Annotated in this window: 15 protein-coding genes and 1 pseudogene; 6 read left to right on the top strand and 10 right to left on the bottom strand. The window is 73.0% G+C overall.

Annotated features, from left to right (window positions below; translation table 11 throughout):
• The first annotated feature begins 28 nt into the window (after positions 1–28).
• Entirely contained in the window at positions 29–1,843 is a 1,815-nt protein-coding gene (locus ACIPJY_RS13910) for a thiamine pyrophosphate-requiring protein (protein ID WP_400461354.1), read from the top strand.
• A gap of 74 nt (positions 1,844–1,917) precedes the next feature.
• A complete protein-coding gene (locus ACIPJY_RS13915) occupies positions 1,918–4,212 on the top strand; it encodes a bifunctional metallophosphatase/5'-nucleotidase (RefSeq protein WP_400461351.1) in 2,295 nt (764 codons plus the stop codon).
• A gap of 340 nt (positions 4,213–4,552) precedes the next feature.
• Here the strand turns inward: ACIPJY_RS13915 and ACIPJY_RS13920 are convergent, their stop codons facing one another.
• The 3 genes from ACIPJY_RS13920 to efeU are packed head-to-tail and all read right to left on the bottom strand — an operon-like array spanning position 4,553 to position 8,662.
• Positions 4,553–5,863, bottom strand: coding sequence for a Dyp-type peroxidase (locus tag ACIPJY_RS13920; protein ID WP_400461348.1), 1,311 nt, complete (start codon positions 5,861–5,863; stop codon positions 4,553–4,555).
• On the bottom strand, positions 5,860–7,086 hold the full coding sequence (efeO, locus tag ACIPJY_RS13925; protein ID WP_400461345.1) for an iron uptake system protein EfeO: 1,227 nt from the start codon (positions 7,084–7,086) through the stop codon (positions 5,860–5,862). Before efeO ends, ACIPJY_RS13920 begins: the two co-directional genes overlap by 4 nt.
• Complete coding sequence (gene efeU, locus ACIPJY_RS13930) at positions 7,073–8,662, bottom strand: iron uptake transporter permease EfeU (RefSeq protein ID WP_400461342.1); 1,590 nt, start codon at positions 8,660–8,662, stop codon at positions 7,073–7,075. Before efeU ends, efeO begins: the two co-directional genes overlap by 14 nt.
• A gap of 69 nt (positions 8,663–8,731) precedes the next feature.
• Here efeU and ACIPJY_RS13935 point away from each other — a divergent pair, with 69 nt between their 5' ends.
• From ACIPJY_RS13935 to ACIPJY_RS13945, 3 genes are all read left to right on the top strand, one after another.
• The gene (locus tag ACIPJY_RS13935) at positions 8,732–9,517 is read left to right on the top strand and encodes a trimeric intracellular cation channel family protein (protein WP_400461339.1); all 786 of its coding nucleotides are present in this window, start codon (positions 8,732–8,734) and stop codon (positions 9,515–9,517) included.
• 131 nt (positions 9,518–9,648) lie between these two features.
• Positions 9,649–10,179, top strand: a complete 531-nt coding sequence (gene msrA, locus ACIPJY_RS13940; RefSeq protein WP_400461336.1) for a peptide-methionine (S)-S-oxide reductase MsrA — start codon at positions 9,649–9,651, stop codon at positions 10,177–10,179.
• 275 nt (positions 10,180–10,454) lie between these two features.
• Positions 10,455–11,081, top strand: a complete 627-nt coding sequence (locus ACIPJY_RS13945) for a TetR/AcrR family transcriptional regulator (RefSeq protein WP_400461333.1) — start codon at positions 10,455–10,457, stop codon at positions 11,079–11,081.
• Between the two features lie 107 nt (positions 11,082–11,188).
• On the opposite strand, the gene ACIPJY_RS13950 is transcribed toward ACIPJY_RS13945, so the two are convergent.
• The 6 genes and pseudogenes from ACIPJY_RS13950 to ACIPJY_RS13975 all read right to left on the bottom strand — a co-directional run.
• Complete coding sequence (locus tag ACIPJY_RS13950; RefSeq protein ID WP_400461330.1) at positions 11,189–13,555, bottom strand: transglutaminaseTgpA domain-containing protein; 2,367 nt, start codon at positions 13,553–13,555, stop codon at positions 11,189–11,191.
• A complete protein-coding gene (locus ACIPJY_RS13955) occupies positions 13,552–14,784 on the bottom strand; it encodes a DUF58 domain-containing protein (protein WP_400468197.1) in 1,233 nt (410 codons plus the stop codon). Before ACIPJY_RS13955 ends, ACIPJY_RS13950 begins: the two co-directional genes overlap by 4 nt.
• 103 nt (positions 14,785–14,887) lie before the next feature.
• Entirely contained in the window at positions 14,888–15,817 is a 930-nt protein-coding gene (locus ACIPJY_RS13960; RefSeq protein ID WP_123656010.1) for a MoxR family ATPase, read from the bottom strand.
• Positions 15,818–16,056: 239 nt separating this feature from the next.
• A complete protein-coding gene (locus tag ACIPJY_RS13965) occupies positions 16,057–17,061 on the bottom strand; it encodes a sugar phosphate isomerase/epimerase family protein (protein ID WP_400461325.1) in 1,005 nt (334 codons plus the stop codon).
• Entirely contained in the window at positions 17,058–17,342 is a 285-nt protein-coding gene (locus ACIPJY_RS13970) for a hypothetical protein (protein WP_400461322.1), read from the bottom strand. The genes ACIPJY_RS13965 and ACIPJY_RS13970 overlap by 4 nt, the downstream gene beginning before the upstream one ends.
• Positions 17,343–17,464: 122 nt before the next feature.
• Positions 17,465–18,292 (bottom strand): annotated as a pseudogene (locus tag ACIPJY_RS13975) (Gfo/Idh/MocA family protein); the annotation flags it as partial.
• Positions 18,293–18,391: 99 nt separating this feature from the next.
• Here ACIPJY_RS13975 and ACIPJY_RS13980 point away from each other — a divergent pair.
• Positions 18,392–19,393, top strand: coding sequence for a LacI family DNA-binding transcriptional regulator (locus ACIPJY_RS13980; RefSeq protein ID WP_400461319.1), 1,002 nt, complete (start codon positions 18,392–18,394; stop codon positions 19,391–19,393).
• Positions 19,394–19,421: 28 nt separating this feature from the next.
• Here ACIPJY_RS13980 and ACIPJY_RS13985 read toward each other — a convergent pair whose 3' ends face one another.
• Positions 19,422–20,432, bottom strand: a complete 1,011-nt coding sequence (locus ACIPJY_RS13985) for a glycosyl hydrolase family 18 protein (RefSeq protein ID WP_400461316.1) — start codon at positions 20,430–20,432, stop codon at positions 19,422–19,424.
• Between the last annotated feature and the right edge of the window lie 24 nt (positions 20,433–20,456).

Genomic DNA, 20,456 nt, shown 5'->3' on the forward strand with positions numbered 1-20,456 from the left:
CTCAGGCCGTCCCGCGCACGCTGGGAGCATGAGCACGACCGTGAGCGACTTCGTCATCGACCGCATCAAGGCATGGGGCGTCTCGCGCGTCTTCGGGTACCCGGGGGACGGGATCGGCGCCTTCGACGGAGCGCTCGGCAAAGCAGCGGCGAAGGGCGAGGGGCTGGAGTACGTCCGCCCGACGCACGAGGAGATCGCCGCCCTGATGGCGACCGCGCACGCCAAGTTCACCGGCGAGGTCGGCGTCTGCATCGCGACTTCGAGCCCCGGCGCGTTCCACCTGCTGAACGGCCTGTACGACGCGCAGATGGACAACCAGCCCGTCGTGGCGATCGTCGGCCAGCAGGGTCTGGCGTCGCTCGGGTCGTTCACCCAGCAGGAGTCGAACCTGGAGCGGGTCTTCGCCGACGTCGCCTGCTACGTCCAGACGGTCACGACCCCGGAGGCCGTCGGCGTCGTCGTCGACACCGCGTTCCGTACGGCCGCCCTCCGCAAGCAGCCCGCCGTCGTCGTCCTGCCGCACGACGTCCAGGCCATGGCGTACGAGGCACCGCCGCTCGAGCACTGGGCTTCGCGCTCGAGCGACGTCCCCGCCTCCACCCGGATCACGCCGCCGGCCGACGAGATCCGGAAGATGGCGGAGATCATCAACGCCGGGTCGAAGGTGACGTTCCTCGTCGGCGCCGGTGCCCGCGGGGCGACCGAGCAGGTGCTCGCCGCCGCCGAGAAGGCCGGGGCGGGCATCATCACGGCGCTCCGTGGCAAGGACGTCATCCCGTCGGACGTGCCCCACCACTCGCAGCAGCTCGGCCTGCTCGGGTCGCTGCCCTCGCTCCACCAGATCCGCGACTGCGACACGATCGTGCTCCTCGGGACGAACTACCCGTACGGCGAGTACATGCCCCCGACGGGGCAGGCGCGCGGCATCCAGGTGGACGTCAAGCCGGAGCAGCTGGGCCTGCGCTACCCGACCGAGCTCAACCTCTGGGGCGACGTCGGCGCCACCCTCGACGCGGTGCTGCCCCTGCTCGTGGAGCAGCAGGACCGGTCCTTCCAGGAGACCGTCGCGCGGGAGATGCGCGAGTGGGAGTCCGAAATGCGTGCCCAGGCCGAGGTCGCGTACGACGACGGTGTGAACCCGCGTCGCGTCATCCAGGCGGTGAACGACCGTCTGCCCGACGGCGTGACGGTGACGGCCGACGCCGGCACCACGGCGGACTGGTACGGCCACCACATCCGGCTCCGGAAGGGCATGCGCGGTGACCTGTCCGGACGGCTCGCGACGATGCTCGCCGCGATGCCGTACGCCGTCACCGCGAAGTTCGCGTTCCCGGACCGTCCGGCGGTCTGCACGATCGGGGACGGCGCGTTCCAGATGCTCGGGATGAACGAGCTCATCACGGTGAAGAAGTACATGGCCGCGTGGCCGAACCAGCAGCTCGTGATCGTCGTGATGCACAACGACGACCTCGGCCAGGTCTCGTGGGAGATGCGGACCGAGGACGGCAACCCGATGTGGCCCGGTTCGCAGGACGTCGAGTCGATCGACTACGCCGGGTACGCGACGCTGCTCGGGTTCCAGGGCATCGCGGTGCACGACGACGCCGAGGTGGACGCCGCCGTCGAGCGGGCGTTCGCGCACCAGGGCGTCACGCTGATCGACGCGTACGTCAGCCGCAACGTGCCACCGCTGCCGCCGCACATCACGAAGGAGTACGCGATCAACACCGCGAAGAGCCTGCTCAAGGGCGACCCGGTGGAGCTCGGTGTCGTGAAGGACTCCGCGAAGGCGATGGCCGCCGAGGCCGTGGAGCGCGTGAAGGGTGCCTTCGGACGCGACTGAGTGTGTGAACTTCGTGTGACGAGATCGGCAACGCCCTGGCGTGCCCGCTGTACGTCCTCATAGGTTCGTCGGCGATGAACACGAAACCCACCTCCCGCAGACGCGGCGTCGTCGCCGGAGCCGCCCTGGCCACCGCCGGCGTCCTCGTCGCCCTCTCCGTCCCCTCCGCTGCCCTCGCTGCCGAGGGTGACACCACGATCGACATCTACGACGTCAACGACTTCCACGGCCGCATCGCGCAGTCGCTGAGCACCCCCGCGCCGCGGGCCGGTGACGCAGCCGGCGCCGCGGTGGTCGCCGGCGCGCTCGAGCAGCTGCGTGGCGAGGACACCTCCACCTCGGCCTTCGTCAGCGCCGGCGACAACATCGGCGCATCGACGTTCGAGTCCTTCATCCAGCAGGACCAGCCGACGATCGACGTGCTCAACGCGATGGACCTCTCGGTCAGCGCGATCGGGAACCACGAGCTCGACAAGGGCCGTGCGGACCTCGCCGACCGGGTCATCGGCCCCGAGGACGCCCGCAACGCGGAGTGGGACTACGTCTCCGCGAACATCATCGACCGGGCGACGGGGAAGCCCGCGTTCGAGCCGTACTCGATCCAGGAGATCAGCGGCAAGCGCGTCGGGTTCATCGGCGCGACCGTCGACCTCGAGGGCCTCGTCAGCCCCGCCGGCATCGAGTCGCTCGAGATGGCCGACATCACCGACTCCGTGAACGCGGTCGCCGACGACCTGACGGACGGCGAGACGGGCAACGGCGAGGCCGACGTCCTCGTGCTGCTCGTCCACGACGGCGCCGAGACCGCGGCCGCGACCGACCTCGACGGCGACAGCGCCTTCGCGCACGCCGTGCACGCCGTCTCCCCGAAGGTCTCCGCGATCCTCTCCGGGCACACCCACCAGACGTACGTCCACAGCGTCGTCCCGGACGGCGGTACCGTCGCCCGCCCGGTGATCCAGACCGGTTCGTACGGCTTCAACCTCGGGCACCTGCAGCTCACGGTGGCCGCCGACGGCTCGGTCGCTGCGACGGCCGCCGAGAACATCCGCCTGGTCGACGGCACGTTCGCCCCGGACACCGCCGTCGCCGCCACGGTCGACGCAGCGGTCGCCGAGGCCGACGTCCTCGGTGCGGTCGAGCTCGGTACCACCGACACCGACATGCGCCGTGCCGTGCAGCGGGACGGCAGCGAGAACCGCGGGGGCGAGTCCACGCTGGGCAACTTCGTCGCCGAGGTCCAGCGGAGCGCCACCGAGGAGCGTCAGGGCGCCCAGATCGCCTTCATGAACCCGGGTGGCCTGCGTGCCGACCTGGCCGGTGGGCCGGTCACCTACAAGGAGGCCGCGGTCGTCCAGCCGTTCGCGAACACCCTGGTCGTCCTCGACCTCACGGGCGCGCAGATCGAGCAGGCACTGGAGCAGCAGTGGCAGCCGTCCACCGCGAGCCGCCCGTTCCTGAAGCTCGGCGTCTCCGACGGCTTCGCGTACACCTACGACCCGGACGCCGCCAGCGGCTCCCGGATCACCGCGATGACGCTCGACGGCACGCCGATCGACGCGGCGACGACGTACAAGGTCACCGTGAACTCGTTCCTGGCCAGCGGTGGCGACAACTTCACCGCGTTCGCCGCTGCGGCCGCCAAGCAGGACAGCGGCAAGGTCGACCTCGAGGCGCAGGTCGAGTACTTCGAGGCGCACCCGGACGTCACCGTCGCCGCGGACCAGCGCTCGGTCGGCGTCACGATGACCCCGACGCCGGACGGCGGCTTCCAGCCCGGCGACGACGTCACGATGGACCTGTCCTCGCTGGTGTTCAGCAACGCCGGCGACCAGCCGACGTCCGTGCAGGTGAGCGCCGGTGACCGCGTCCTCGCGACCAGCGCGATCGACCCCCGGATCGTCGACACCACCGACGAGCAGGGCACCGCGACGCTCGCGTTCTCGGTCCCGACCGCGGGGACGACCGACCGGACGGCTCCGGCCACCGTGACCCGCGCGGCAGCCGTCACCGCGGCCGCCACCACCGACGAGCCGCTCGTGGTCACCGTCGGCGCGACCCGGATCGTCCTGCCCGTCACCATCCCGCTCGCGGCCGCGGTCGACCCCGGCACGGACCCGGTCGACCCGGGCACGGACCCCGTGGACCCGGGCACCGACCCGGTGGCCGGCGGCGACGGCACCGGCACCGGCACGGACCCGGTGGCGGACACCGCCGCGGACGCCACGGCGAACGGCGAGCTCGCGTACACCGGCGCGGAGCTGACGGCCCCCGCGGTCGTCGCCGGGCTCCTGCTCCTCGCGGGCGTCACCGCCATGGTGGTCGCCCGTCGGCAGCGCGCCCGACGCGAGGTCACGGCCCTGGACTGACACCGGCGGCTCGGTGCGGGGCCTGACGGGCCCGCACCGAGCCTCCAGGCCGTCACCGTCCCGTCCGGACGCGACGTCCGCCGAGGGCGTATCCGGTCACGACCGCTTCCTGTGTTTTCGCGGTGGTGGCGGGTAATCTCGGCCCTGTCGCACCGCGACGCGCCGCGCAGGGTCGCCTCTCATCGCGAGCGGTGGTTCCGATCGCGAGACTCCGCGGCGCGGGTGTCCTCCGTCTCCAGGGAAACGGCGGAGGGCACCCACTCTCTCCGGCCCGGTCCGGAGGCCGTGCGCGCCTCGTCAGCACCGCTCGCGGCCCGGTGGGCCCACCGCTGGCACCTCGCTAGCGGAACAGCCGCTCGCCGATGTAGGACCCCTTCCGGGGCGCCGGCGGGATCGCGAACACACCGGACCCGATGTGCGCGATGTACTCGTTCAACCGGTCGACGGCCCCGAGGCGCCGCTGGATCCGGGTGAAGTGCTCCGGGTCGTTCACGTAGGCCGCGAAGAGCAGGCCGGCGTCGAGCTGCCCGTAGGAGTTCAACCCGTCCGTGTAGTTGTACGGCCGCCGCAGGATCTTCACCCCGCCGTTGTTCTCGTGTGCGGCGAGCGCGATGTGCGACGTCGGGTCGATCGCGGTCCCACCGGCGTCGCCCGTGGCCTTCGCCGCGAAGTCCGGCGTCGTGTGCTCGCTGCCGCCGGAGAGCGGGGCACCCTCGATCTTCGTCCGGCCGAACACCCGCTGCTGGTCGCTGACGACGTCGGCGTCCCAGATCTCGATGTTCATCTGGACCTTGCGGACCACCTGGTAGGTCCCGCCGGCCATCCACCCGGCGTCCTCGTCGAGCCAGACGAACCGGTCGTACTCCTCGTCGGTCGTGACGTTCCTGGTGCCGTCCTTGAAGCCCATCAGGTTGCGCGGCGTGGTCTGCGACGGTCCGGCGGACGCACGCCCGAAGCCGAGCACCGTCCACCGCACGGTCGCGGTGCCGCGGGCGATCCGCGCGAGGTCGCGGACGGCGTGGTACGCCACCTGCGGGTCGTCGGCGCAGGCCTGCAACGACAGGTCGCCGCCGCTCAGCTCGTCCTGCAGCCGGTCACTGGGCAGGGTCGGGATCTGCGCGAGCGACGCCGGGCGCTTGCCCGCGAGGCCGAACCGCTCGTCGAAGATCCCCGGACCGAGGCCGACCGTCACGGTGAGGGACGCCGGGCCGAGGTCGAGGGCCTCCCCCGTGTCCGCACCGACACCGTCACCGTGCGCCGGCTCGACCGAGCCGACGGTCTTGCCGGCCTGCAGCTGCGCGATCGACGCGGACCAGCGCGCCAGCAGGACCTGCAGGTCGGTGGCGACGGAGGACGACATGTCGAACGTCATGAAGACGCAGTACCGCTGCGGGGCGGTGCGGATCCCGCCCTGCGGCTGCCGGGCGGCGGTCGCGTAGAACGGGTGGCTCTGCGACAGGTCGATCGACTCGTCGCCGTTCGTGGCCGCCGCGAACGGGTTGACGCCGGTCGCGGCGGTCGCGCCCGCGATGCCCGCCGCGGCACCGACACCGGCGCCCGCTGCGACCAGGCCGGCGCCGGCCCCGAGGCCCGCGCCGAACAGCCCGCGCCGGGAGACGGCGCGGGCTGCGGGCTCGTCGGGTCCCGTCACGCGGTGGCGACCTTCTCGGCCAGGCGGGACAGCGGGTCCTGCAGGGCCTGGACGCGCTGCGAGATCTCGTTCGCGTGCGCGGACTTGGTCGCGGCGTCCCAGCTGTCGAACCCGCCCAGGTCGTCGGCGTTCCGGAAGCCGTCCATCAGCGTGTTCGTCTGGTCGAACTGCGTGGCGATCTGCTTCGTCAGCGTCGGGTCGAGCTTGGTCAGACCCGGCTTCAGGTACGCGAAGGCCTGGCGGGCACCCTCGACGTTCGCGGCGAGGTCGACGAGGTCGATGTGGCTGTACGCCTCTTCCTCACCGGTGATCTTGTTCGACTGGACCTCCTCGAGGAGACCAGCAGCACCGTTCGCCAGGTCCTCGGGCTTGTAGTCCAGGGTCGGGACGAGCTTCGCGAGGAGCTCGACGTTCGTCGTGAGGTCCTTCGCGTACTGCTTCGTGCCGTCGCTGATCGCACCGGTCTGGAACAGGTCGCGCTCGACGGCGTGGAAGCCGCTCCACCCGACGGCGTCGTCGAGGTTCGACGCGCGCATGTCGATCAGGTAGTCGAGGTTGCCGGCGTTGTCGGTGGCCTTGTAGCCCTTCTTGACGAAGCCGTCGACGTCGCTCTCGACGTGCTCGTAGTACGGGCGGGCGTCGGCGTAGTCCGTCTTCGCCGCCTCGAGGTCACCCGCGTCGACGTCGGTCTGCAGCTGCTTGACGGCGGTCACCATGTCGCTGACCTGCGCGTCGACGTACTTCGAGTAGCCGGTCGCGCCGGACTTCAGGAGCGTCGCCGCGCTGCTGTTCGCGGTCGAGGCCACCTTGCCGGTGACGGTGAAGTCGGTCAGCTCGGTCGCCGCGCCGGGGCAGTACACCTGGTACTTCCCGCCGCCGAGGGTGCTCGTGAACGAGACGGCGTCGAGCCCCGGTGCGAGGTTCTCCTTCTCGCCGAAGATCCGCTGGTCCTGCAGCAGCTCGACCTCGGTGATCGCGGTCGACGACTCGTTCTTCACCGTGAACGTCACCGGGCCGGCTGGCACCTTCGTGGTGGACACGGCGCACTTGTCGGAGCCGTCGTTCGTCAGCGTGATCGAGACGCGCGACACCTTCCCGGAGTCGGTCGCGTCGTCCGTCGCGGACGAGGAGGTCGCGGCGCAGCCGGTGAGGGCGAGCGCGGTCACGACGCCGAGCGCGCCGAGCGTGATGAGGGGTCGTGCGGTCTGCTTACCGAACGGCATGGTCGTAACTCCTTGTCGGGTTCCCGGCGGGCGGGCCGCGGGCGGGGACTGGTGCGGGGTCGGGGGATGCGGGTGCCGCCAGACGGCGACGGTCGCGGAGCGCGAGGGCGAGCTGGGCGACGGCGGCGACACCGAGGGCGATCGGCAGCCAGGTCTTCCAGAGCGCGAGTTCGGCGGAGCGGGTCCGGTCGGCCGCGACGGCCGTCGCGGTCGCCTGCACGCGGGTGGCCGGGACCGCGAAGACACTGCGGTCGATCGTCGTGGTCCGAGCGGACGGGAGGCCGCCACCGGTCAGCGTGAGCACGGAACGTTGCGAGCTGGTCGCGTCCAGGACACCGCCCGCGACGCTCCAGAGGGTGGTCGTCTCCGAGACGGACCACCGTGCCCGGAACGGGCCGGGGTTCGTCGACGGGGAGATGCCGACCGGCACGCGGCCGAACAGTCCGACGAGGTCGTCGAGCGTCAGGCTCGTCGGTTCGCCGTCGCTCGTCGGATCGGTCCTGGACCGCCACCGGTCCGCGCTCACCCCGGCGCGCGTCACCGTGCGGTGCGTCGACGCCGGGAAGTCCACGCGCGTCTGGCGGCCGTTCCCCCGACTGCGGAGGACGGCGGTGGTGCCGTGGACCTCGGCGGACACGGTCGTCTGGTCGCCGGTCGCCGTGACCGTGCTCGGGACGTGCACGCCGCCGCTCGGGACCGCGATCGCGAGCGCCACCGCGGCGACCGCCAGGGTGGCCGCGACGGCGGTGCGGACGACGGGGACGCGTGCGGGGGCCGGACGCCAGGCACGCGGCCACAGCGAGAGCGCCAGGACCGGCACGACGTAGAGGACCCACCCGAGGACCTCGATGACGCGCGGGTCCGGCGGGATGCCGAGGACGCCCGTCACCAGCGCGCCCTGCACCGAGCCGTTCGGCGCGAGCCAGGTGAGGTCGACCGTGCGCTGCTGGCCGATGACGATCCACCCGGCCTCGTGCGCGCGGCGGAGCACGGTGAGGACGAGCCCTGCGGCGACGAACACCAGGAAGACCCCGGTGCCGGTGAAGAACTTCGACAGGTCCAGGCGGACCCCGCCGGTGTAGATGCCGTACCCGATGAGGACCGCGGCGGCGATGCCGATCACGGCGCCGAGTGCGGCGAGGCCGGTGTCGCTCGACGCCTGGAACGTGGCGAGCAGGAAGACCGCGGTCTCGAAGCCCTCCTTGAGGACGGCCAGGAACGCCATGCCGGCGAGCGCCCAGGCGGTCCCGCGGCCGAGAGCCTGCGTCGCACTCGCCTCGAGCTCCTTCGTGAGGGTGCGCGCGTGCGTGCGCATCCACACGATCATGCCGGTGACGAAGACGACCGCGACGATGCCGATGACCGCCTCCATGCCCTCCTGCTGGGCCTGCGGGAGCGCCTGCTCGACGAGCTGCAGACCGAAGCCGACGGCGACACTCAGCAGCACGGCGACGCCGACCCCGAGCCACATCGGTGCCAGCGGCACGCGGTTGCGCCGGAGGAACGCCGCGATGATGCCGACGATGAGCGTGGCTTCGAGGCCTTCGCGGAGGCCGATGACGAGGGTGGCGAGCATGACGAAGGCAAGGTTAGCCTTACCTCATCCCTCCCGTCGACCGTTCGGGCGTGGGGTTTGATGGTTCTCATGAACCTGCTCTCGGTCGACGGACTCGCCGCCGTCACGAACGTGCTCGACCTCGCCGGGGTCTTCGCGTCCGCGCTCCTCGGCGGCGCCGTCGCCCGGACGATGAACCTCGACCTGTTCGGGTTCCTCGTCGTCGGCTTCGTCTCCGGGCTCGGTGGCGGCATGCTCCGCGACGTGCTGCTGCAGAACGGGCCGCCCGTCGCCCTCACCGACCCGCTCTACGTGCCCGTCGCGGTCGCCGGTGCGCTCATCGCCTTCTTCGTGTCGTTCTCCGAACGCGGGTGGGACCGGCTCTTCACGTTCCTCGACGCCGCCGTCATCGGGTTCTGGGCGGTGGTCGGTGTGCAACGGACGTTCGACGCCGGTCTCGAGTGGCCGGCCGCGGTCATCATGGGCACGATCACGGCGGTCGGCGGCGGGGTCGGCCGTGACCTGCTGCTCCGCCGGGTGCCCGCCGTGTTCGGCGGCAACGCGCTCTACGCGTCCGTGGCGGTCGCGGCGTCCGTCGTCATGGTCGTCGCGTCCGCGCTCGGCTCCCCCACGATCGGGATCGTCGCCGCGGTGGTGCTGTCGCTCGTGCTCCGCTGGGGTGCCGTGCGCTGGGGCTGGGGGCTGCCGAACGGGCGCGAGTGGCAGCCGCAGTCGACGCTCGCCTCGCTGCTCCGCCGGGGTCGGCGACGGGGTCGGCCGCGGCGCGGCGTGCGCCCGGACGCGGTGCGGTTGCTCCGGCGCCCTGGGCGGCGCGAGGGGGCCGGGAGCGTGCACACGGACGACGAGGAGCGGTGAACGCGGACGCCTCGACCTCGGCTCGGCCGCCACGTTCCGAGCGCGACCAGGTCGGCCGAGGATGATGGGTGCCACGGCGTCCAGCGCGGACGACCGGGCCGGAGGACGGCCACGACGCGAGGAGGAACACCGTGGGCAACACGAGCACGACGGAGACCGCACTGCTGGCCGGTGGGTGCTTCTGGGGAGCGCAAGACCTGCTGCGCAAGCGACCCGGCATCATCTCGTCCCGTGTGGGCTACAGCGGGGGTGACACCCCGAACGCGACCTACCGCAACCACGGCGACCACGCGGAGACCGTCGAGGTCGTGTTCGATCCGACGGTCATCAGCTACCGGGAGATCCTCGAGTTCTTCTTCCAGATCCACGACCCGACGATGCTCGACCGCCAGGGCAACGACGTCGGTCGGAGCTACCGGTCGGCGGTCTTCTTCGAGTCCCCCGAGCAGGAGCAGGTGGCGCGTGACACCATCGCCGACGTCGAGGCGTCCGGGCGCTGGCCCGGGAAGGTCGTCACCGAAGTCGAACCCGCCGGCGCCTTCTGGGAAGCCGAGCCGGAGCACCAGGACTACCTGGTCAAGAACCCGCACGGCTACACCTGCCACTTCGTCCGGCCGGGCTGGCGGCTCCCGGCCGTCTCGACTACGGGCGGAGCAGCCTGACCGGTACGGGACTGTTGCCCCGCGACCGCGCGGCGTAGCATCGAGACCGCCGGGTATCGGAGCCCGGCATCCCTCACCTCGGCACGGGCGGTGGCGACGGGGACCCACGGTCAGGAACCGACGCGACCCGAACGCGGCGGTCCCGATCACGACGGGCCCCACGGCGGTGGCGTCGACCGAGGTGTGCAGCCACGGGGGCTCGACCGTTCCGCGCGTGATCAGACGCACGGCGCGGCAGGTCCACCCGGCCGCAGCGCAGTGACCAGAATGACGACATGAGCGACGCCGCCGACCACGACGACCGCCCGATGACCGGCGGCACCGCCAGGACCCCTCGGGCGGAGGTCCGCGAGCGCCTGCTGACGGCCGGCGCCCAGGTCTTCGCCGAGCAGGGCGTGCACGGGGCCCGGCTCGACGACGTCGCCGCCCGCGCCGGGTTCAGCAAGGGCGCGGTCTACTCGAACTTCTCCTCGAAGGAAGACCTGGTCGCGCAGGTCATGCAGCGCGCGACGAACCTGGTGCTCGGGTCGCTGCAGGAGCTCGTCAGTGAGGACGTCGCGGCACACGACATCGCCGACGTCGTCCGCGCGGCCTTCGGGCGGCACGACCAGAGCGCGCAGTTCGCCCTGCTGTCCGAGTTCCGCGGGTTCGCGATCCGCCACCCCGAGTTCATGCCCGAGTTCGTCCGGCAGCGCCGGCTGCTGCAGGACGGCGTCGAGCGCCTGGTCCGTCTGTGGTTCGGCGCGCACCCCGAGGTGGACGCCGGGATGCCGCTCGACGTCTTCTCGACGGCGTTGATCGGCGCGAACGTCGGCATCGTGTTCGACTCCCCCGCGCTCGACGGGGTGAACCCCGGGGAGGTCGTCGCCGCCCTCGTCGAGGCCGTCATCCGCCGCCGCTGACGCCACACGCGAGCCGCATGCCGAGCCGCACGCGTTCCGGCGCCGCCGCTGACGCCGCACGCGAGCCGCACGCGGTCCGGCGCCCCCGCTGACGGCGCCCGCGAACCTCACGCGGTCCGGCGCCGCCGCCCCTCGTGGGACCACGCCGAGGACGGCACCAGGCTCGGCGGCAGGAGCCGCGCACGCACCCGCCTCGCCGTCGGGACGGACGCGTCGAGGGCGACCCGGGCCTCCCGGAGGACCGTGACCAGCCGAGCCCCGACGACGGACCCCGGCCCGGACTCCGCGACCGTCGCCGCGTACCGCTCCCGGTCGACCGCGTCGACCACTTCCTCGAGCGCTCCGACCACCGACGCCGGCACCGCGCCCCGGAGCCGCCCGAGCACCGCCCGCGCGGTCCGCGCCACCGCGGCGGCGTCACCAGGCGGCGCGAGCCCCGGCGCGTACCCGTGGTCGGCCACGTCGTCGAGCAGCTCGCGCCACGCGGTGACCGCCGGCGCCCGCCCGGCACCGATCGCCGTCAGCCGGGAGCGTCGCCGGAAGGCGCGGACGAGCGCCGGGGCGAGCAGCACGGCGGCCGCGACGAGGATGCCGAGCACGAGCCCCAACGGCCCGCTCCCGCCGCCGCCACCGCTGCCGGTGGCACCGGCCTCGGCGGACGCACTCGGGGTGGGGCTGGCCGACGTCGACGGCTCGGTGGTCTCGTTCGGCGCCGGCAGCGGGGTCTCGGGCGCGGCCGCCGACGGGGTCGCCGAGGGCTCGGTGCTCGGGACCGCCGCCGAGTCCGAGTCCGGGGTGGGCTCGAACGCGACCCAGCCGGCGCCCTTGATGTACAGCTCCGGCCAGGAGTGCAGCTGCCGGTTCGAGACCGAGTACTCGCCGTCCTCCGCCGTGCCGCCGGCGCGGTAGCCGACCGCGATGCGCGAGGGGATGCCGAGCGTCCTGGCCATCACGGCCATCGCGGAGGAGAAGTGCACGCAGTAGCCCTCGCGGACCTGCAGGAACTTCGCGACGACGTCCATGCTGTCGCCGTCGTAGCCCTGCTCGACGGGCGCGGTCTCCGAGTAGGTGAACAGGTCGCTCCGGAACCACTGCTCGAGTGCCCGCGCTTCCTCGTAGTCGCTCGAGGCACTGCCGGCGACGCGGTTCGCGGTGGTCGCGATGCTCTTCGGCAGGTCGTCCGGCAGCGCGGTGTCGGTGCGGAGTTCGGCGGCGGACGGGGTCGGGTAGCCCTGCCCGTCGAAGCGCGCGAGTCGGCCGGACGCGTCGACGGCGTCGAGGTAGGCGTTCGCGAACGTCGAGGCGCCGTAGACCTCGTACGTGGCACCGCGCCGGGTCGCCGGCCCGGTGGAGCGCACCGTGTTCGACTCCCCCATCCAGCGCCACTGGTCGAGTTCCAGGTTCGTCGACTTCGACTCGATCGAGACCGCGCCGGAGGGCACCGGCAGGTAGTTGCTCGAGAGCCCCGTGATCCGCACGGTCACGTCGCCGCGGCTCGCCAGCCGCGGGTTCACGCCGACCGCCCACTGCTGCTGGTCCGCCGTCGGGGCGTCGCTGACGTCGGTGACGGTCGGCACCCAGTCCCCCGTGCCGAAGTCGTCCAGGTCGGCGAGCTTGAGGTACTCCGGCTGCCCGTCGGACGTGCGGTACCGGAACACCTCGAGCTCGTTGGGCCGGCGGAGGTCCTGCCCGAGGTTGAGCAGCGTGCCCGGGCGCCCGGGCAGGATCGGGGACTGGATCGCTCCCGTCACGCCGGACAGCCAGCTCGCGTTCAACGGCACGACGGAGGGCAGCCCGACGGCGACGACGAGCGCGATCGCACCGATCACGGTCGCGGGCAGGGCCCGTTGCACCGGCCGGACCGAGAGCCAGAGCAGCGCGAGGAACGCCAGGCCGGTCGCGATGACGAGCCCGGTGCCGGCCGGCGTGCCGGTGACGACGCCCGGGACGATGAGGATCACGAGCGCCGGTGCCGCCGCGAGCGCGGCAGCAGGTGCGACGGTGGCGAGGAAGATCGACGCGGCGGCGACCCAGGCGATCGCGACCGTGACGACCAGGCGGATCGGGTCGGTCTGGGGCAGCGGCGCCGGGTTCAGGCGGATCGCCGCGATGGTCTGGCCGAGTGCACCGTCGCCGTCGATCCAGCCGAGCGGCTGGATGTCGTTGACGAGCGCGGCGGCGCACGAGCAGGCGATCAGGGTCGCCACGAGGGCGATGAAGCGGACCCCGGGTGCACGACGGCGGACGCTGAGCACGACCGCGACGAGCACGACCGTGATGACGAGCGCCGACGTCCACCAGGCGATGCCCTGGACGAGCGGCCGGAACGCCAGCGCGGCGATCAGCACCGGGACCGGCGCGAGTCCGACGACCCACGCGGAGGGGGCCGGCCGGTCGTCCGCTCGGTCGAGGATCGCCCGGACGTCGGTCCGCTGCGCGGCGGAGCGGGTGTCCTGCGGGCGCGCCGTGGTCATCGGATCGCCCCCGCCCCGGCGACCGGGACCACGATCGTCCGCCACCCGCCGCGGTCGAGGATCCCCCGCACGACCGGGTCCGGTGGCACGATCGTCGCCAGGATCCCCCGGCTCGACCCGCTGGTGGCCGAGACGAGCTCGGCGGCCTGCTCCGCGGTGCAGTGCCCGGTGACGACCGCCGTCATGCCGTGCACGTCCCGGCCGCGGACCTCCGGCAGCACGTCGGTCACGGCGCGGGCGTCGCTCCGCACGTGCACGTCGGCGAGGCCGACCAGCACGTCGGTGAGCCCACCGGCGTCACCGGTGTGCCGGGAGTCACTGCCCCGGTCGTCGGTGACCAGCACCACCCGGGACGTCCGGGCGGCGAGGGCCCTGGCGATGCTCGCCGCGACGACGACCGCGTGCTCGAAGGCCGCGTCGCCGCCCAGGTCGGACAGCTCCGCGAGGTCGTCGCGGCCGAGCTGCTGGTACGACTCGCGACGCAGGTCGAGCGCGATGACGGCCTCAGGGGGCTGGGCCTGGGTGGTCTGGCGGACGTGGAGTTCGCCGCGTCGGGCGCTCTGGGCCCAGTGCACGCGGCGGATCGGGTCGCCGGGGCGGTACGGGCGGAGTTCGCTGTCGTCGGCGGAGCCGCCCTGGCCGACGCGTCCCTCGTCGGCGGAGACGGCACCGGCGAGCGCGCCGGTGTCCATCGCGGAGAGCGCGGTCGACGCGGGGACGACCACCACCTCTTCCGGGGCGACGACGGGCCGGTCGATGCGGAGCAGCCCGAACGGGTCCTCGACGCGGATCGTCACCGGCCCGACGGTCGTCCGGCCACGGTGCATCGCGAGCGCCTCGACGTCGAAGGTCGCCGGCGGGACGTTCGGACCGACCTGGACGTACGACTCGGCGTCGGACACGCTGGCGAAGGCGTCCTCGAGCTGTTCCCGGACGAGCAGCGTCGAGCGCGGTCCGATCGCGACGGTCGACCCGCGCAGGGTGATCCGCTCGCGGTACACCTCGCCGACCTGCACCATCGCCCGCGGTGCCACGCGGGTGCCCCGGAGCGGTGCCGCGACCAGGAACGCCATCGCGATCCCCAGCACGACCAGCACCAGGAGCAGCAGCCCGGCCGACACCGCGACGCTCGTGGTCGCGACGAGGCCGCCGCCGACCAGACCGATGCCCACCGCGATGACGGTCCACCCGCGGGCGGTCGGCAGCGGGAACGGTGTGCGGCGGAGCATGGCAGCACCGCGACGGGTCCACCGCGCGACCACCGACCGTGCGGCGCCGGCACGACGGAGGACCGGAGCGGGCAACGGCGACTGCGACATCAGGACCGGGGACTCAGGAGCGGACGGGTGCCGCGGTGAACGGCACCGAGGTCTCCGCGACGACCCGCACGACGATCTCCCGTGCGGTGTCCTCGGTGGAACCGCCGAGCCCGCGTGCGACGGGCACGAGCCGGTGGGCGAGGACGATGGGCGCGAGCTCGGCGACGTCGTCCGGGGTGACGAACGGACGGCCCTGCAGCGCGGCGTGCGCCCGGGCGGCCTGCGCCAGGTGCAGGGTCGCACGGGGGCTGGCGCCGAGCACCAGGTCCGGGTGGGTGCGGGTCGCGCGGACGATGGCGATGACGTACGCCTCGACGTCGGGCGCGATGTGGACCTGATGGACCGCGTCGACCATGGCGCGCAGGGTGGCGACGTCGACGATGGGACGGACCGACTCGAGCGGGTCCCGGCCGCCGCGGGCCGTCAGCATCCGCCGCTCGGCCTCGACGCTGGGGTACCCCATCGCGATGCGGGCCATGAAGCGGTCGCGCTGCGCCTCTGGCAGTGGGTAGGTGCCCTCCATGTCGACGGGGTTCTGCGTCGCGACGATCATGAACGGCGACTCGAGCGGGCGGGTCACGCCGTCGACCGTCACCTGCGACTCGGCCATCGCCTCGAGCAGGGCGGACTGGGTCTTCGGGCTGGTGCGGTTGATCTCGTCGCCGATGACGACGTTCGCGAACACCGGGCCGGGCGAGAACCGGAACGTCCCGGAGGACTGGTCGAAGATGTTCACCCCGGTGACGTCGGAGGGCAGCATGTCCGAGGTGAACTGGATGCGGTTCACGGACCCGCCGACCGAGGCGCCGAGCGCCTTGGCGAGCACGGTCTTGCCGACCCCAGGGACGTCCTCGACGAGCAGGTGGCCCTCGGCGAGCATCACCGTCAGCGCCGTGCGGATGGCGTCGGTCTTGCCGTCCACCACCGTCGCGACGGCGGACATGATCGCCGCACCGGCGTCACGGACCCGGTCGATGGGGAAGGCGAGGTCGGGGGCTTCCGGCACGCAGGTCTCCTCGTGTTGGGATGTCCGCGCATGCTACATCGGGCCGGTGACAGCGGGCGGAGGATGTGTCACCGACCAGCGGACGACGGATGGCCGGGTCCACCGACGGACGGGAGGCCCGGGTCACGTGCGCCGATCGGCGGACGTGATCCGGGCCTCCTGTCCGGAGCGGCTCGCTAGCGGCGGGCCGCCAGCGACGCGTCGGCCGCCCGCAGGACGCGTGCCGCGACGGCGACGCCCTCCTCGCGGCCGAGCTCGGTGTCCTCGTGCTCGATGTTCACCCACATCTCCGGGTCCACCTCGCCCAGCGCCTCGAGGAACGCGGACCAGTACGCCTCGTCGTGGCCCTTGCCGAGTGCGACGAAGTCCCACGCGGAGGGCTTCGGCCACTCGTTGGCCCACTCGTCGCCGCCGAGGTTCGTGCGCGCCTCGTCCGGCGACAGCCGACGGAACGCGTTGTCGAGCACCCCGTTGATCGCCGCGTGCGGGTTGATCCGGACGTCCTTCGCGGCGGCGTGGAACACCAGCGGACCGAGGTCACGGACGACCGCGACCGGGTCCATCTGCTGCCAGAACAGGTGGCTCGCGTCGAGCTCGACCCCGACGTTCGTCAGCCCGCCCCGCTCGACGAGTTCGCGGATCGTCGCCGGGTTGAACACGACGTTCTGCGGGTGCAGCTCGAGCGCGACCTTGACGCCGTGCTCCCGGGCGAGTGCGTCGATCTCCTGCCAGAACGGCACGGCGACGCTCCACTGGTACTCGATGACGTCGAGAGCGGCGGAGTTCCACGCGTTCACGATCCAGTTCGGCCGCGCACCACCGGGCTCCCCCGCGGGCAGACCCGACATCGTGACGACGCGGTCCTGGCCGAGGCGTGCGGCGAGGCGGATGCTGCGGCGGACGTCCTCCGCGTGCGCCGGCCCGATCGCGGGGTCCGGGTGCAGCGGGTTGCCGTTGCAGTTCAGGCCGGCGATCGCGACACCGGTCCCGTCGAACTGCGCCAGGAACGCGTCGCGGGCCGCGTCCGACTCGAGGACGTCGTCGATCGCGGGCACGTGCACCGGGGGCAGGAACCCGCCGGTGTTCAGCTCGATGCCGGTGAGACCGTTGTCCGCGATCGCGCGCAGGGCGTCCGCGAGCGGGCGGTCGTGGAAGATCGCGTTGTACAGACCGAGATTCATGCGACGGACTCCTTCGTGGTGACGACGGCGGCGGTGACCGCGGGGGGCACCGCTTCGGCGGCGCCGTCTGCGGCTGCGGACCGGACGACCGCGTCCAGGACCTCCATGTTGTGGACCCCGTCGTCGAACGTGGCGTTGCGCGGGAGCGGGCTGTCCACCCCGGCGACCTCGTCGAGGAACGCACGGGCCTGGTACTCGAACATCTGGTTCTGACCCCAGCCCACACCGGGGGCGTCCATCGCCATGCCGCCCGCGACGTAGGGGTGGTCCGGGCCGAGCACGACCTGGCGGTACCCGCCGAGGCGGGAGCCGTCGGACTGCAGCGCCAGGCGATCTCGGACGGGCGCTCCTGGTCCCAGCGCGCCGCACCGTTCTCGCAGAACACCTCGATGACCAGGCCGTTCGGGTGTGCCGTCGCGACGCGCGACACCTCGAGCGAGCCGAGTGCCGCACGCTCGCCGAACCGGGCGGTGAACGTGGCGGAGTCGTCGTTCTCGACGTCCGCGACCTCCCCGGTGAGCGGGGCCGCCTGGCCGCGCAGCGCGAACCCGGCCGCGACCGGGCGCTTCGTGATCGCGGTGCTGAACGCCCCGCCGCTCACCCGGTCGACGTCCCCGGCGAGGAACTCCGCGATGTACGTCAGGTGCGATCCGACGTCGGCGAGCGCGCCGGAACCGGGGGCCCCGGCGTAGCGCCACGAGAACGGGACGTCCGGCGAGGAGCCGTAGTCCGTCCAGTACCGGCCGGAGAGGTGCAGGACCTGCCCGAGCGTGCCGTCCTCGACGAGCTCCCGGATCGCCGCCAGGCCGGGAGCGCGGCGGTAGGTGAACCCGACGCGTGCGATCGTCCCCCGCTGCTCGGCGGTGCGGGCGGCGTCGGCCATCGCGCGGGCGTCCTCGAGCGAGTCGGCCAGCGGCTTCTCGCAGAGCACGTGCTTGCCCGCGGCGAGCAGTCCCTCGACGATCTCGCGGTGCAGGCGGTTCGCGACGACGACGCTCACCACGTCGACGTCGTCCGCTGCGGCGACGGCACGCCAGTCCGCGTCGTGCCGCTCGTAGCCGAAGCGCCGGGCGGACTCCTCCGCCAGGGGCTCGAACACGTCGCCGACCGAGACCAGGCGCACGGGCGGCAGGGACGGGGTGAACAGGGAGGGGGCGTTCCGCCAGGCAGCCATGTGGGCCTTGCCCGCCATGCCTGCGCCGATGACGGCGACGCCGATGCTGTCGCGCATGTGCTCTCCTTCGAGCTGGGTCCGATGGGGTTCTGGAACGGTCCAGAGCCGGTCGGTAGACTGTAGCCCCACCACCCCATGTCCTGTCAAGGAGTCCCCGTGTCGCACCGACGCCCGCCGACGATCATCGACGTCGCCGCCCGCGCCGGGGTGTCCAAGTCCCTCGTCTCGATGGTCATGCGGGACGACCCCGGGGTGTCCGACGCCCGCCGGGCCGCGGTGCTCGCCGCGGCCGACGAGCTCGGGTACCGCCCGAACCGCGCGGCCGCGATCCTCGCGGGCACCAGGACCCGGACGATCGGCATCGTCATCGACGACTTCCGGAACCCCGGGTACGTCCCGCTCCTCGACGGCGTCCGCACGGCCCTCGAACCACACGGACTCCGCCTCACCCTCGCCGACACGTTCGCCAACGCCCACCTCGGCTCGTCGCCGTTCGACGACCTCGTCTCGCTCCGGGTCGACGGCGTCGTCCTGGCCGCCGAGAGCTCACCCGACCTGGTCGTCCCGGCCGACACCCCGGTGGTCGTCGCGGGTGAACGCGCACTCGCCCCGTCCGGCGTCGACGTGGTCGCCTCCGACGAGGCCGCCGGCGGCCGCCTGGCGACGGATCACCTCATCACCCTGGGTCACCGGGACCTCGTGCACCTGAGCGGGACGGGAGGCCCGGCAGCAGCCCGCCGCGCCGCCGCCGTCGAGCGGATGGTCGCCGCCGGCATCGCGCCCCGGGTGTTCGGCGACGGACCGACCTCGGAGCAGGCCGGGTACCAGGCCGCCCGGGCCGCACTCGAAGCGCACCCGCACACCACCGCGGTGTTCGCCGCGAACGACGTGATGGCGATGGGTGCGATCGCGGCCGTGCAGCAGCGGGGGCTCCGGGTGCCGCAGGACGTGTCGGTGATCGGCCACGACGAGAGCCCGCTCGCGTCCTCGCCGCTCCTGCAGCTGACGACGGTGGACCCGCACAGCGAGGAGGTCGGCCGGCTCGCCGCGGACCGGCTCGTGTCGCTCATCGGCGTGACCCCGCGCCCCGAGCCGACACACGCCCTGGTGTCCCCGTCACTCGTCGTCCGCCACACGACGGCGCCCCCGCGCGCCTGACGCGCCCCGGCCGCCCGAGCCCCGCCCGTCAGCGCGGCAGGGGCATCGAGTCGAGGGACCAGAGCGCGACACCGTGCAGGTGGAGGCGCTCCGCGAGTGCCGTCCGTGCCCGGTAGGACCGCTCGTCGGACCAGTGCAGCACACGGCCGTCGTCGAGCGAGGCCGACCACTCCCCGTCACGCTCCGACCAGTGCGCCGCACCACCCGCAGCCCGCCGCGCCGCAGCCGGCGTGACCTGCGGGTCCCCGCGCCCACCCCAGACGTAGCCGTACCCGGCGACCCCCAGGTCGATCCGGTCGGCGCGCAGCCCCTGGCGCTCGGCGGCGCGCACCACGCGTTCCGCCCAGGGCAGTGCGCCGACCGCGCCCGCACCGCTCCAGGGACCGTGCTGGTCGTAGGCCATCAGGACGAACCGGTCGACGTGGTCGGACAGCGCACCGAGGTCGTAGCCGGTGCTGCGGTACCCGTCCGCGCTGGTCGACGCCATCACCGCCATCGAGACCGTCGCGTCGACACCGATCCGGGAGCGCACGGCGTCGCGGACGGCCCCGGCGAACGCCACGAGTCCGGCGCGGTCACGGGCCCGCAACGACTCGAGGTCGATCTGCACCCCGTCCGCACCCGCCCGATCGGCAGCGTGAGCGACCAGGGCGGCGACGCGGTCTCGGTTCGCGGCGGAACCGAGCAGCGCCGTGCCGGACTCCGGCGAGAAGTCACCGATGCTCGACGAGTAGTTGCTGACGAGCAGCTCCGAGGTCGCACCGCCCCGTGCCGCAGCGGCCGCGAGCCGGGCCACACCCCCGGGCGGGTCGTCCAGCCCGGCGCCGTCGTCCGTGACGGTGACCCCGTCGATGCCGATCGTCGTCGCGTCCGGCGCCGCGGCGGACACCCGCGCCGACGCAGATCCGCCCGGCTCGACGTACGCCTCGACGGCGAGGCCGTCCCCACCCGTCGACGAGCACCCGGTGTCCAGCAACGCCACGGCGACGAGCCCGGCGCAGCACAGCACGGCTCGCAGGCGGGCGGTTCGACGGGACACGTCGAAACCGTAGCGGGTCGGCGC

This window comes from Curtobacterium sp. NPDC090223, assembly GCF_044746585.1.
GTDB lineage: Bacteria > Actinomycetota > Actinomycetes > Actinomycetales > Microbacteriaceae > Curtobacterium.